The 13,046-nt window shown below is 64.3% G+C and carries 13 protein-coding genes; 6 read left to right on the top strand and 7 right to left on the bottom strand.

Annotation, left to right across the window (positions count from 1 at the left end):
* Window positions 1-45: 45 nt before the first annotated feature.
* Complete coding sequence (locus PW947_RS06605) at window positions 46-900, top strand: SIS domain-containing protein (protein ID WP_299630268.1); 855 nt, start codon at window positions 46-48, stop codon at window positions 898-900.
* Here the strand turns inward: PW947_RS06605 and PW947_RS06600 are convergent.
* From PW947_RS06600 to PW947_RS06590, 3 genes are all read right to left on the bottom strand, one after another.
* Window positions 897-1,721 carry a Sir2 family NAD-dependent protein deacetylase gene (locus PW947_RS06600; RefSeq protein ID WP_299630266.1) on the bottom strand — a complete coding sequence of 275 codons (825 nt, stop codon included), beginning with the start codon at window positions 1,719-1,721 and terminating at the stop codon, window positions 897-899. The two genes, PW947_RS06605 and PW947_RS06600, sit on opposite strands and share 4 nt — an antisense overlap.
* 103 nt (window positions 1,722-1,824) lie before the next feature.
* On the bottom strand, window positions 1,825-2,721 hold the full coding sequence (locus PW947_RS06595; RefSeq protein ID WP_299630616.1) for a helix-turn-helix domain-containing protein: 897 nt from the start codon (window positions 2,719-2,721) through the stop codon (window positions 1,825-1,827).
* Entirely contained in the window at window positions 2,721-3,545 is an 825-nt protein-coding gene (locus PW947_RS06590) for a helix-turn-helix domain-containing protein (RefSeq protein ID WP_299630615.1), read from the bottom strand. The genes PW947_RS06595 and PW947_RS06590 overlap by 1 nt, the downstream gene beginning before the upstream one ends.
* A gap of 366 nt (window positions 3,546-3,911) precedes the next feature.
* Here PW947_RS06590 and PW947_RS06585 point away from each other — a divergent pair, with 366 nt between their 5' ends.
* The 5 genes from PW947_RS06585 (at window position 3,912) to PW947_RS06565 (ending at window position 9,293) form a co-directional block, all read left to right on the top strand.
* Window positions 3,912-4,871, top strand: a complete 960-nt coding sequence (locus PW947_RS06585; protein WP_299630264.1) for an MBL fold metallo-hydrolase — start codon at window positions 3,912-3,914, stop codon at window positions 4,869-4,871.
* Window positions 4,872-4,948: 77 nt separating this feature from the next.
* Complete coding sequence (locus PW947_RS06580) at window positions 4,949-6,655, top strand: FAD-dependent oxidoreductase (protein ID WP_299630262.1); 1,707 nt, start codon at window positions 4,949-4,951, stop codon at window positions 6,653-6,655.
* A gap of 46 nt (window positions 6,656-6,701) precedes the next feature.
* Window positions 6,702-6,956, top strand: a complete 255-nt coding sequence (locus PW947_RS06575; RefSeq protein WP_299630261.1) for a DUF2783 domain-containing protein — start codon at window positions 6,702-6,704, stop codon at window positions 6,954-6,956.
* Window positions 6,957-7,110: 154 nt separating this feature from the next.
* Entirely contained in the window at window positions 7,111-8,472 is a 1,362-nt protein-coding gene (locus tag PW947_RS06570) for an MFS transporter (RefSeq protein ID WP_299630260.1), read from the top strand.
* 119 nt (window positions 8,473-8,591) lie between these two features.
* Entirely contained in the window at window positions 8,592-9,293 is a 702-nt protein-coding gene (locus PW947_RS06565; RefSeq protein WP_299630258.1) for a 4'-phosphopantetheinyl transferase superfamily protein, read from the top strand.
* Between the two features lie 64 nt (window positions 9,294-9,357).
* Here the strand turns inward: PW947_RS06565 and PW947_RS06560 are convergent, their stop codons facing one another.
* The 4 genes from PW947_RS06560 to PW947_RS06545 form a co-directional block, all read right to left on the bottom strand.
* Window positions 9,358-9,735 carry a hypothetical protein gene (locus PW947_RS06560; protein WP_299630256.1) on the bottom strand — a complete coding sequence of 126 codons (378 nt, stop codon included), beginning with the start codon at window positions 9,733-9,735 and terminating at the stop codon, window positions 9,358-9,360.
* 639 nt (window positions 9,736-10,374) lie between these two features.
* The gene (locus PW947_RS06555) at window positions 10,375-10,812 is read right to left on the bottom strand and encodes a carboxymuconolactone decarboxylase family protein (RefSeq protein WP_299630254.1); all 438 of its coding nucleotides are present in this window, start codon (window positions 10,810-10,812) and stop codon (window positions 10,375-10,377) included.
* 111 nt (window positions 10,813-10,923) lie between these two features.
* Window positions 10,924-12,225: a YbfB/YjiJ family MFS transporter gene (locus PW947_RS06550; RefSeq protein ID WP_299630253.1), complete on the bottom strand. Its 1,302-nt coding sequence runs from the start codon at window positions 12,223-12,225 to the stop codon at window positions 10,924-10,926.
* Window positions 12,226-12,357: 132 nt separating this feature from the next.
* On the bottom strand, window positions 12,358-13,014 hold the full coding sequence (locus PW947_RS06545) for a TetR/AcrR family transcriptional regulator (RefSeq protein WP_299630251.1): 657 nt from the start codon (window positions 13,012-13,014) through the stop codon (window positions 12,358-12,360).
* Window positions 13,015-13,046: the final 32 nt, after the last annotated feature.

The following is a 13,046-nucleotide window of genomic DNA, read 5'->3' as shown; positions in this document are numbered from 1 at the left end:
GACGTGACGCGGATTCCCGACCCTGAACTGACAAGGACGTCCCTGTTGTCCGCACCGAACCTGATTCCTCATTTGCGTAGCGCGCTGGACAGCTTGCGTCCGGCCGAGCGCAAGGTTGCCGAAATGGTGCTGAGCGACGTCGATTTCGCGATGCGCGCGAGCATTACCGAGATCGCGCAGCGCGCCGATGTGTCGGAGCCGTCGGTGACGCGCTTTTGCCGTGCGGTCGGCGCGCACGGTCTGCGCGATTTCAAGGTGCAACTGGCGCAGAGCGTGGCGGGCGGCATGCCGTATGCATCGACGGCGATCGCCCGTGACGACGACGTGCAGACGCTGTTCGACAAGGTCGGCGAGGCGGCGATCGACGGCATCACGCATGCGCGCAGCGCGTTGGACCCGGCAGTTGTCGAGACCGCGATTGCGGCGTTGGCGACCGCGCGGCGCGTGGTGTTTTTCGGTGTGGGCTCGGGTTCGGGGCTGGTCGCGCAAGACGCGGCGCTGCGCTTTTTGCGGCTCGATATTCCGACCAGCGCATTCACCGACGCGCATCTTCAGCGCCTGTACGCGGGTTTGATGGAACCGGGCGATGTCGCGTTTGCGATCTCGCATGCGGGGCGCAGCGTCGAGGTGAACGAGAGCATCCAGATTGCGAAAGAGCGTGGCGCGACGACGATCGCGCTGACCAACGTCGGTTCGCGTCTTGCGTGGCTGGTGGATATTCCGCTGCTGCTGCGCGTGCCGAGCGCGATCGATCCGCATACGCCGGGCGTGTCGCGGCTCGTGCATCTGTGCATCATGGACGCGCTGGCGATCGGCGTCGCGTTACGTCTGGGACCGAAGACGCTGGAGAAAATGCGCGTGGCGAAGGCGCGGTTGTCGCATGACGACGGCGTCGGCTAGACGTTGTCGAGCGCCTCGTTGAGCCGCGTCAGCGTGTCGAGCGCGCCTGCTGCAAATCCGACGCCGCGATGCGCGGCGATACCCGAGTCTTTCGGGTTGATGCGGATCACGCGCGGCCCGGCCCGTTCACTGAAATTCCGGACGGTCGGAATGGTTTTCCCCGCGCCGATCTCGACCACGACGGGGCGTTGCACCGACGCAAGCCACGCGTTCAGACGCGATTCCTGCGCTTCCGTGCGCAGCGCGATCCAGTCGTAGTCGCCGAACATCAGGATATTGGGCCGCGCGACCGCGCCGCAATGCGGGCAGGTCGGTAGCGCGTTGAGCAGGCGGCACTCGGCTTCGTCCACGACGGGATCGAAACTCGCCGCCGACCACAGCGCGTCCGTACAGACTTCCGAGCACTGCATCATGTGGATGGAGCCGTGACATTCGGCGACGGCATCGTCGGGAAACCCCGCGCGCTGAAACTGTCCATCGACATTGCTGGTGAAGACGGCCGCGCGACGCGATGTGCGCGCTGCCCATTGGAGCAAGATCTGAAATCCGGCGTGAGGCACGGTCTTCCGATACAACTGAAGGCGGTGACCGTAGAAGCCCCACGACAGCGTCGGCGACTTGACCAGCGTGCGCGGATTCGCCATGTCCTGAAACGTGAGCTGATGCCTGCGTAACGCCGGATACGACCGCCAGAAGCCTTCTGCGCCGCGAAAATCGGGAAGGCCCGAATCGACGCCCATCCCCGCGCCCGCCGTGATGAGCACACCGTCGGCATCCCGGAGCCATGACACCGCGCGCTTCAATTTATCGACTTCGTCCATAGGTCTTCGTTCAGGATCGGGTCACCGTGTCGACGGCGTCGAACACGCCAGCCGGCGTCCACGATCATCATGATCGGGCGCGGCGATCGATCGGGCAAGCGTGTCAAATTTCGGGCTGGCCGCGCGGTGCCGGCGTTGCGCCCATCCAGCCAAACCGCCGTGATAAGCGTTGCGTCGCGGCGGTCAGCGTCGTCGCGGGATCGCCGTTCAGCGCGCTGTCGAAACTTCCTGCCGGTCCCATCAACGCGACCACGAGGCAGACATTGCCGGTGTGATCGAACACCGGCGCGGCCAGCGTGTCGATACCGGGAATCGGCTTGCTCAACGCGGTATCGATACCGCGCGCGCGAACCGCGTCGAGCCGTTGCGCGTAACGCGGCAGCAACGCGCCGGCCGGTGCGGCCCCTGACGGCGGCGCCACGAAAATCTCCGGCGACTGCGCGCCGGCGAGACGCAGCGCGTCGTCGGCAAGCAGGCCGTCGCGGACTTCGTGCGCGACCGTCGCGGCAAACACGCGGCCGATCGCCGTATTGACCATCGACATCACGGTGCCGACCCGCAAGCTCACATGCGTCGGCCGGGCCGATTCTTCGAGCCGTACGACGGTCGGCCCGAGCGGTCCCAACACCGCCAGCGCGACGCTCATCGCGGTCGTCGCCGCGAGTTCGACGATCTCCGGTTCGGCTTCGCGCGTCGGCGACAAACGCTGCAATCCGATCAATCCCAACGACAGCGCGAGCGGCCCCGCCTCGTAACATCCGGCGGCATCGCGAGCGAGCAACCCGATTTTCTGCAAGCTCACCAGATGCGCGAACGCCTTCGCCGACGGCATGCCCGCGGCGGCGGCCAGATCGCGCAGATTCAGCGGCCGTCCCGCCGCCACGAGTGCCGCGAGCAGGTCGCCGGTGCTGTCGAGCGACTGGATGCCGCGCTGTTGCCGCGCGTCGGAATCGGCGTTCGCGTCGGGTTCGGGATTGAAGGTGGATTTCACGGTATCGATCACGATGGGAGGTCCGCTGCGCGGGAGGATGGATCGAAGGATGCACCCGACGCGGCACCCAGCGCCGCGCCGATATCCCGCGTCGCATCCAGCAGCGCGCGCGCGACGGGTCCGTTCCATTTGACGTCGATCGCGCCGGTCGAGCCGATCACCGTCAACGCGAGCCGAAGCGCGCCGTTCGCGTCGAGAACCGGCGCGCTCAGACTGCTGATGCCGGGACTCGGCGCATCGACGCTGCGCTCCAGTCCGCGTGTGCGGATCGCGTCGAGCGTGGCGTCGAAGGCGGATCGTTCGGCGTCCGGCACCAGCGGCTGATCGGTCGCACCCGACTGGTTCACCCACATCGCGCGAATCGCGTCATCGTCGAGAAAAGCGCAGAACACACGCCCGGTCGATGTCGCCGGCAGCGACATCACGGTGCCGACATGCAGGTTCACATGCAGCGGAAAGCCGGCGTTTTCATAGCGCACGATGGTCGGCCCTTGCGGCCCGGCAATGCAGATCGCGACGCTGAAGCCGACGGTTTCGGCCAGCGCGGCCGCGCTCGGCACGGCGGCGCGAAACGCCGGTTGCTGTTCGAGATGCAACAGGCCCAGCCGCAGCGCGAGCGGTCCCGGTTCGTAGCGTCCGGATAGCGCGTCGCGCTTCAGCAAACCGAGCCGCGTCAGGCTGACCATATACGCGTGAGCCTGCCCCGGCGCGAGTTGAGCACTCGCGGCCAGATCCGACAGCGCCAGCGGCCCGCGCGCGTGCGCGAGCGCCTGCAGCAAACGGCCGCCCACTTCGACGCTCTGGATGCCGCGCTGCGTCTTGCCCTCGCTCACGGCCGTGGCGGCGGTGCTGTCGGTGGCGTCGGCCTTGACGACGCTTGCCTTGCTGCCGCCGCGCCTGCCCGGTTTTGCTGCTGTCGTCACGCGTATCGCTCTGGTCGAAAAAAGGTCCATGTTAAACGAAGCCAGGGCTTTCCCCGAGCATCGTCCGTGGATGCGTTGAATTTGCGTATAGCAACACAATTCGCTATTGACAAATATAACGCCGGGATTAAGATGAGCTCACCCCGATACACCGGTGCATCAACAGAGTAAAAAATTCGGGGCGAGACATTCCTCCCAATGCTTGGTCGGCGTCGCACGTTGCGCGCCGCGCAGACGGCCGTCTCGCCTCACATCTCACTCATGATGGAGACAACGATGGCCAAAGCATTCGCATCCCAAGCCGACCTCGAAGAAAAGAAGGTCACGTGGACCCAGCTCTCCGAAAACGCGTACGCGTACACCACGGAAGGCGATCCGAACTCGGGTGTGATCATCGGCGATGACGGTGTGCTGATCGTCGATACGACGGCGACGCCCGCGATGGCGCAAGACCTGATCGCGAGAATCCGCAGCGTCACCGACAAGCCGATCAAATACGTAGTGTTGTCGCACTATCACGCGGTGCGGGTGCTGGGCGCGTCCGCGTACTTCGAAGAAGGCGCGCAGCAGGTCATCGCGAGTCGCGGCACGTACGAAATGATCGTCGAGCGCGGCGAAGCCGATATGAAGTCGGAAATCGAGCGCTTTCCGCGTCTGTTCGCGGGCGTCGAAACGGTGCCGGGCCTGACGTGGCCGACGCTGGTGTTCGAGAAGGAAATCACGCTATATCTGGGTAAGCTGGAAGTGCGCATCGCGCATCTCGGCGCTGGACATACGAAGGGCGACACGATCGTGTGGCTGCCGTCGCAAAAGGTGTTGTTCTCCGGCGACCTGGTCGAATACGACGCGGCCTGCTATTGCGGCGACGCACAACTCGAACAATGGCCGGCCACGCTCGAAGCGTTGCGCGCGCTGGAACCGCAACAGCTCGTGCCGGGACGCGGCCCCGCGCTGACCACGCCGGAACTGGTCAACAAAGGCCTCGATTACACGAAGGATTTCGTCACCACGTTGCTTCAGCAAGGCCGCGAAGCCGTCGAGATGAAGCTCGACCTGAAGGACGCGATGGCGCACACGCGCAAGGCGATGGACCCGAAGTTCGGCCACGTGTTTATCTACGAGCATTGCCTGCCGTTCGATGTGTCGCGCGCCTTCGACGAAGCGAGCGGCATCACGCATCCGCGCATCTGGACAGCGCAGCGCGACAAGGACATGTGGGACGCGTTGCAAGCCTGACGGCTTCGGCGCCACGCGCACGCAGTACGTAGCACGCAGAAAGCGGCACGCACGAAAGAGACAGAAGGAGACACACGGTGGACATCAACTATCAGACGCTGTCGTTCGACTATCGGCGGTGCCGCGAGCAGGATCACGGTCCCGGCGATGCGCAAACGGAGTATCCGGTGATCGTGGTCGGCGCGGGGCCGGTCGGCCTCGCGACTGCGATCGATCTCGCGCAACAGAACGTGCCGGTCGTGCTGCTCGACGACGATTGCTCGCTGTCGACGGGCTCGCGCGCAATCTGCTTTTCGAAGCGCTCGCTGGATATCTTCGATCGCCTCGGATGCGGTCAGCGAATGGTGGACAAAGGCATCAGCTGGAACGTCGGCAAGGTATTCCTGCAAGACGAACTGGTCTACACGTTCAATCTGCAACCGGAAGCCGGGCATCATCGGCCGGCGTTCATCAATCTTCAACAGTATTACGTCGAAGGCTTTCTGTTCGACCGCGCGCGCGAATTGCCGAACCTGGAGATTCGCTGGAAGAACAAGGTCACGGGCATTTGCCAGCAAGGCACGCCGGGTCGTGCCGATGCGTCGGTCACGCTGACCGTCGAAACGCCGGATGGACCGTACGCGCTGCAAGGCCGCTACGTGATCGCCGCCGACGGTTCGCGCAGCCCGATCCGTCAGTTGATGGGCCTCGACTCGCGCGGCCGCACGTTCAAGGATCGTTTCCTGATCGCGGACGTGAAGATGGAAGCCGATTTCCCGACCGAGCGCTGGTTCTGGTTCGATCCGCCGTTTCATCCGAATCAGTCGGTGTTGCTGCATCGTCAGCCGGACAACGTGTGGCGGATCGATTTTCAGCTGGGCTGGGATGCCGATCCCGTGCTCGAAAAAACACCGGAGCGCGTGATTCCGCGTGTGCGCGCATTGCTCGGCGCCGACGCCAAATTCGAACTGGAATGGGTCAGCGTCTACACGTTTTCGTGCATGCGCATGGACCAGTTCCGCCATGGCAATGTGCTGTTCGCGGGCGATTCCGCCCATGGCGTCTCGCCGTTCGGCGCGCGCGGCGCGAACAGCGGCGTGCAGGACGCGGAAAACCTGGCGTGGAAGCTCGCGATGGTGCTCGACGGCCATGCGCCCGACAGTTTGCTCGACACGTATGCGAGCGAACGCGAATTCGCCGCCGACGAAAACATCCGCAACTCCACCCGTTCCACCGATTTCATCACGCCGAAAAGCGCGGCCAGTCGCGTGTTCCGCGACGCCGTGCTGATGCTCGCACGCGAGCACGCTTTTGCGCGTCAACTGACCAACAGCGGCCGTCTGTCGGTGCCTGCGGTGCTGCATGACTCGACGCTGAATACGCCGGACCGCGATGCGTTCGACGGACAGATGGTGCCGGGCGCGTCGTGCGCCGATGCGCCCGTGGAACTGAACGGCCAGGCGGCGTGGTTGCTCGGACAGATCGGCCAGCGCTTTACCGGCGTGGTGTTCTGCGACGCGAACGGTCTCGACGACGTCACGCGAAACTTGCTCGCCGGCCTGCGCGGCTCGGCGATTCCGCTCGCGCTGACCGTCGTGGTCGCGCCAGGCGATGCGATGCACATCGACGGCGTAACCGTACTGACCGATACCGACGGCCTCGTCGCGAAACGTTACGACGCGACGCCCGGTACGTGCTACCTGATTCGCCCGGATCAGCATGTCTGCGCGCGCTGGCGCAACCCACGGAACGGCGACGTCGAAGCCGCGTTGCAGCGCGCGCTCGGTGTGGCAGGCAGCGCGTGACGCCGCATCGGACCGGATGGAACAGATAAAGAGCACGGAGACAGCCATGACACTGAACACGCAACCCAACCTGACACGTCCCGATGATTTCTACGAAGCGCTGATCGATATGCATCGTGATTTCGACGATGCGCAGAGTCAGTCGGCCAACGCGCAGTTGATTTTGCTGCTGGCCAATCACATCGGCGACCACGCGGTGTTGCTCGAAGCGATGCAACACGCCCGCGACGGCGCAGCGCGGATGAAAACGATGCGCCACGGTTGCACGCACGCGAACGCGTCGGCGCCGCTCGCGGCGTAAAGCACGCGCGTCGGGCAGCGATCAGCCGACAAGCGCAATCACGCATCAGGCGGACCTTCGGTCCGACATATCGAGGCGCGTCAGACGCCGTAGACAGCACGCGAGCCCGTTCACGCGAACGGGTTCGTCGGCCCCTTCCTGTTTGGAGACTCAGATGAATTCCACACTCGCGCCAGCCGCCGGGTCGGATGCGCACGCGTCCAGCTACGACGATCGGATTTATCGCAAGGTCGCCTTGCGCATCGTGCCGTTTCTGTTCGTCTGTTATGTCGTGTCGTTTCTCGACCGGATCAATATCGGCTTTGCGCAATTGCAGATGAAGCACGATCTCGGTTTCAGCGATGCGATGTACGGGCTCGGCGCGGCGGTGTTCTATATCGGCTACGTGTTGTGCGAAGTGCCGAGCAATATGCTGCTCGCGCGTTTCGGCGCGCGTCGCACGTTCATGCGGATCATGCTGCTGTGGGGCATCGCATCGGTCGGCATGATGCTGGTGTCGAAACCCGCGCATTTCTATGCGCTGCGCTTCATGCTCGGCGTGTTCGAGGCGGGCTTTTTCCCCGGCATCGTGCTGTATCTGACGTACTGGTTCCCGGCGCGTCGGCGTGCGGCGGTGCTGTCGCTGTTCTTCGCGGGCGTCGCGGTAGCGGGTGTGCTCGGCGGTCTGGTGTCGGGCTGGATCATGCGCGACATGCAAGGCGTGCTCGGCATGTACGGCTGGCAATGGATGTTCGTGATCGAAGGCGCGCCTGCCATTGTGCTGGGCGTGCTGGCGGGCGTGTGGCTGGTCGATGGGCCGCAGGATGCGAAGTGGCTGAGCCGCGACGAAAAAGACTATCTGGACGCGCAACGCGCCGCGGACCGCGCCAACGCGGACAGCCAGCGCGGTCATCACGAGCACGCGCATTCGTCGCGGGCACTGTCGGCTGCGCTGCGCGATCCGCGTGTTTATCTGTTCGCGTTCATCTATTTTTCGCTGACGTGCGCGTCGTTGACGCTGAGTTTCTGGATGCCGCTGATGATCCGCGACTTCGGCATTCGCGATGTGCTGTCGATCAGCCTGTATTCGGCGATTCCGAATGCCGTCGGTGCAGTCGGGCTGATTCTGATCGCGCGGCATTCCGACCGGCGCGCCGAGCGTCGCAAGCACTTCGCGGTGTGCACGATCGGCGGCGGTGTCGCGTTGTCGTTGCTGACCTTGCATCCGGGCAGTTTCGCCGTCGTGCTCGCGTTGCTGTCGATCGCCGCTGTGTTGATTTTTGCTGCATTGCCGATCTTCTGGACCGTGCCGTCCGCGTTCCTGCCCAGTTCGACGGCGGCGGCCGGGATCGCGTTGATCAGCAGTATCGGCATCACGAGCGGCATCGTCAGTCCGTGGGTGATCGGTCAGATCAAGACGCATACGGGCAGCATGGATAACGCGCTATACGTGCTGACTGCGTTGCTGGTGGTGAGTGCTGTGGCATTGCTGATGGGCGTGCCGAAAGGCGCGGCGGCACACGCAAGGGCACGCTGACGATTGCTCGCGGCCGGCGAAGCATGCGGAGCCGGCTGGGACATCGCGTCATCGCGGCACGGATTCACGTATGCTTTCGCGAATCTTCCCGTGACCGCCTGGCGCCGATTGCTTTGTCCATGAACCGCGTAAGAACTGTTTCCTTGCCGCACGGCGGCCCGTCCGATCTCGACGTCGTGCGCGTCGAGATCGACTTCGACGCTACGCTCGACGACGCGGCATTCGCCGCGCTCTCCACCGACGAACGTGCGCGCGCCCAACGTTTCTATCGTCACGAAGACACGCTGCGATTTGCGTCGGTGCGTGCGGCGTTACGCGATCTGCTGTCCGCGCGACTCGGCATCGCAGCACGCGATGTGCGCTTCGCGTCGGGCGAAAACGGCCGGCCTTGCGTGACGCAGTCTGCGCATGGCGCCGTGTGTGCGCCCGATTTCAACGTCTCGCATTCGGGCGCTTACGGATTGATCGCGTTGTCGGATCAGCGGCGCGTGGGCGTGGATATCGAGCAGCATAGCGAGCGCGTCGAGTGGCGCTCGCTGTCGCGCGCAACGCTGACCGGCAGCGAGATCGCGTGGATCGACAGCCTGGACGCGGATGCGCAGTTGCGTGCCTTTTACGATGCGTGGTCGGCGAAAGAGGCGTTGCTGAAAGCGATCGGCGTGGGTATCGCGGGCGGGTTACCGCGGCTCGCCGTGTTGCCGCGCGACGGGATGCACGTCGTCGCGCGCCACTGGACGCTCGATCATCCGCCGACACTCGAAGCCGCCTGGCTCGACGCGCCCGCAGCGTATGCCGCGTGTGTCGCGTGGTCGACGGCTTGACGCGGTAGATGCCGGCGGCCGCTGCTCGCCTGGCGCTTGACGCCATGCGTTCAACCGCGCGTCGTCATTTATCCCGATCGGCCGCTGCACTTTGCACGGCAACACTGCGATACGCGGCTGGACCAAAGTGGATCTTCGTCGAACCGAGCGAGCCGTTCAGCGGCACGCGGGTGCCGTTGGTCGCCTGAATCGGCACGGCCTTCGGCGGCGGCGCGGGATTGAACACCGACGCATCCACTGCCATCGGATTATTCCGGTCCGCGCGCATGATGCCGATACCCGTAATCGACAACGCCACGCATGGATCGGGCACCTGCCCGCCGTGCGTCGCCGACACGTTGAAGTTGATGTTGAGACACCAGCATCCTTCGTGAATATCCTGATGCGTGATGACCGCTTTTACGATGTCGATGTGCGACAACATCAGTTCGCCGTTTGCCATCGGTACCGCCTTTTATTCAGTGTCGTGTGTGGTTTGGATGCTGCGAAATCGGGCGAAGGTCTGATGAATCGCAAGCCGCTGCGTGCATCGGGCTTCGTCATACTGGTGCCATTGTAGAAGGCGGCAAATCGCATCAAAGTGCGACCGCGCACACTGCCGCGAGTGAAGCGTGTCGAATGGGCGATTTGTTGAAACACGGGGGACGTGGTGCGCGTTTGAAGCGGGCTTGCGTCAGATTTACACGCCGTGGTTCACACGCATGGGCCGCGTTTGCAACGCGCGTATGACGCGTGATGCGAAGTAGCGATGTCTATCGCAGCCCGCTCGCGTGCCGGACGTAAAAAAGGACGCCGTGCGAACGGCGTCCTTCGTGCGCGCCGGGCTATCGGAAGCGCGGCGCGCCATGTTTCAGCGCAGCGTAGGCCGGGTGCACCGGCTAAGCGGTCACGTACTGGCGTGCCGGTAACGTGTGCATCGCGAGCGTGTCAGTGGAAGATCAGATACAGGATCACGAGCACGATGACCGGGACGCCGAGAAGCCAACCGAGTAGATAAGGCATGGTGATTCTCCTTCTGTTGTTTGGTTTGTGTCCCAGTCAACAGAGCATCCCGCATGCCTGACGCAGGTATTGGGTTCGATCAAGCCGGCATCTTGCGGAACGCGATTGCGAGGCGGTTCCATGCGTTGATCGCCGAAACCAGCAAGGTCAGATCGACCAGTTCCGCTTCGCTGAAGTGCGGCTTGACGGCTTCCCACACCGCGTCAGGCACGTGCGCTTCGGAAACCAGCGTGACCGCTTCCGTCCATTCGAGCGCGGCGCGTTCGCGGTCGGTGAAGAAGGGCGTTTCGCGCCAGACCACCACGGTGGCCAGACGCCGCTCGGTTTCGCCGCCCTTGCGCGCGTCGGTGGTGTGCATGTCGACGCAGAAGGCGCAGCCGTTGATCTGCGATGCGCGCAACCGTACCAGTTCCGCCAGCGACTTTTCGATGTCGCTATGCGCGATGCGTTCTTCGAGCGAAAGCATCGCCTTGATTGCGTGCGGATTGGCTTTGTAGAAGTCGAGACGGGCTTGCATGGTGTACTCCTTGGCTATCTGTGTGATGTCGGGTGGTGTGCGCAACAGCGCGCGACAACACACAGATTAGGCCTCCGAGTGGCGTTCTGAAATGACCAGTTTTCTGATTTATCAGGTAGCCAGTTCGGCGCGCGCCGTCTGCGGCTTGCCGACCCGTCGCACGATCAGATCGGCGACGAACGCGATCGTCAGCGCAGTCGCGCCGCACAGGAAGATCAACGCGTAGTCGTTGTGCGAATGCGAGAACAGGTACGAGTATCCGTAGCCGCCGAGCGCCTGAAACAGCGCGAATGCGGTGGTGGCGCGACTCCACGATGCACGTTGCTCGTGATGATCGTGCGGCACCAGTTCCTGGATCCGGCCAAGCACCAGCGTGACGATGCCCGGCGTGAAGATCCCCAGCACCACGGTCGCGACGCCGATCAGCACCGCATTGCCCGACAGCGCGAGCGTGGCGACCGCCAGCGCCTGCAAGGCCAGACCGATCCGGTAGGCTGTCGCATAACCGGTCCGGTCCGCGATATTGCCGCACAGCACCGGTCCGATAATCGCCGCGGCGCCGTACAGCACCCAGTAATGCGCGCCCGTCACCGCGCCGCGATCCAGACCGCGCGCCACGTAATCGACCAGCAACACCATCGCGGGAACGAGTCCGAGCGCATTCGCCGCGTATTGCGCGTAGAGCACGCGCATCGTCAGCCGTTGCTGCTTCGCGAGATGCGCGACGTGAGCGTGATGCGCGGCGGTATGCGTCGTCGATTGCGCGGCAGATTGCGGATCGGCGGCGGGCGCAGTCGTCGGCACCGGCGGATTGTTCGCGGGCCAGCCGAACCACGTGAGCGCGGTCAGGACGAGCGCAACCACGCCGAGTCCGATCCACGTGTCATGCAGACCGAATTGCAGCAACTCCGGAATCAGCGTGCCGGATGCGGCAATGCCCAGTCCGAGACCCAGAAAGATCATGCCGCTGACGAAGCCGCGTCGCGCGACGGGAATGTGCGGCAGGATCGACGTGGCGACCAGCACCATGATCGCGCCGCCGGAAATGCCGGACAGCAGCCGCCAGCCGAAGAACCACGCGACCGAGACCGGCACCGAACACGCGAAAAACGCGGCGGTGACGACCACCATCAGCAGTCGCAACGCGGTGCGGTTCGTCAGTCTGGCCGCGAGCGGACGGCCGAGCAGCGCGCCGATCAGATAGCCGGCGAAGTTGGCCGCGCCGAGCGTGACCGCTTGCGACGACGTGAACCAGTGCGCCTGAATCAGCGACGGAATCAGTGGCGTGTACGCGAAGCGCGCCAGACCGATCGCGACAAGGCTGCCGCACATGCCGGCGAGCGTTGCGTAAAGAAGGCGGGCATCGAGCGACGGCGCGCGATGAGTCGGAAGGGCGGTTGAATCGGATGACATGATGCGTTCCTCGGGGCGAAGCGCGCCGCATCGCGGCGCAGAGTGGACTTCGGGTCTATCAGACGTGTTCGAGCCCGGTACGTAACGTGTACCGGTTTGGAATGCATTGGAGCGATGACGTGCGGCGGCGCGCTAGCCGGAATCGGCAACCGCTGGCGCGGCGGTGTCGGGCGGCGCGGATAGTGTGGATTGCGCGGATAGCGGCGGCAGACCGAGCAGCGCGAGCGCGGAACCGAGCGCCGCCGTCAACACTGCGCGGCCCGGATCGAGACGCGCGAGCACGCGCGTGCCGAGCATTGTGGCCAGCAGATGCGTGGCGGCGTCTTCGACGGGAATCGTCGGTGCGATGTCGCCGGCTTGCTGCGCGGCGCTCAGGCATCGCACGAAAAAGTCTCGGATCATCGTGAACGAACCGGCGACCGTTTCGCGGAATTCGGCGTGGTCGGGCGTGATTTCGAGCGTCGCGTTGACGAGCAGGCAGCCGCGCTTTTGCGGATCGGCAAGCGACAGTTCGACGATCTCGCCGAGATACGACGACAACGCCTGCGCAGGCGGCAATGCGGTTTCGATGCGCGTGATGCGCTCGCGCGCCGTCTGGTCGAGATAGCGTTCGAGCGCCGCGTGGAACAGACCGCGCTTGTCGCCGAACGCGTTGTACAGGCTTGGCTGCGACAGGCCGGTTGCCTTCACCAGATCGCGCGTGGACGTGCCCTCGTAACCGCGCGACCAGAATGCCTGGCCAGCGGCTTCGAGCACGTCCTGCTCGTCGAATGCACGGGGTCTTGCCATGATCCGCTCCGTTCCGGGCCCATGCCCAGAGG

The sequence above is a fragment of the Paraburkholderia sp. genome (genome assembly GCF_028283785.1).
In the GTDB taxonomy this organism is placed as follows: Bacteria; Pseudomonadota; Gammaproteobacteria; order Burkholderiales; family Burkholderiaceae; genus Paraburkholderia.
The sequence above is the reverse complement of the archived record's forward strand: the minus strand, read 5'-3'. Positions and strand labels throughout refer to the sequence as shown.

Coding starts and splice junctions, on each gene's coding strand:
- PW947_RS06600 (WP_299630266.1), bottom strand. CDS start 1,721: ATGGACGAAGTCGATAAATTGAAGCGCGCGGTGTCATGGCTCCGGGAT.
- PW947_RS06585 (WP_299630264.1), top strand. CDS start 3,912: ATGGCCAAAGCATTCGCATCCCAAGCCGACCTCGAAGAAAAGAAGGTC.
- PW947_RS06575 (WP_299630261.1), top strand. CDS start 6,702: ATGACACTGAACACGCAACCCAACCTGACACGTCCCGATGATTTCTAC.
- PW947_RS06570 (WP_299630260.1), top strand. CDS start 7,111: ATGAATTCCACACTCGCGCCAGCCGCCGGGTCGGATGCGCACGCGTCC.
- PW947_RS06565 (WP_299630258.1), top strand. CDS start 8,592: ATGAACCGCGTAAGAACTGTTTCCTTGCCGCACGGCGGCCCGTCCGAT.
- PW947_RS06560 (WP_299630256.1), bottom strand. CDS start 9,735: ATGGCAAACGGCGAACTGATGTTGTCGCACATCGACATCGTAAAAGCG.
- PW947_RS06555 (WP_299630254.1), bottom strand. CDS start 10,812: ATGCAAGCCCGTCTCGACTTCTACAAAGCCAATCCGCACGCAATCAAG.
- PW947_RS06550 (WP_299630253.1), bottom strand. CDS start 12,225: ATGTCATCCGATTCAACCGCCCTTCCGACTCATCGCGCGCCGTCGCTC.
- PW947_RS06545 (WP_299630251.1), bottom strand. CDS start 13,014: ATGGCAAGACCCCGTGCATTCGACGAGCAGGACGTGCTCGAAGCCGCT.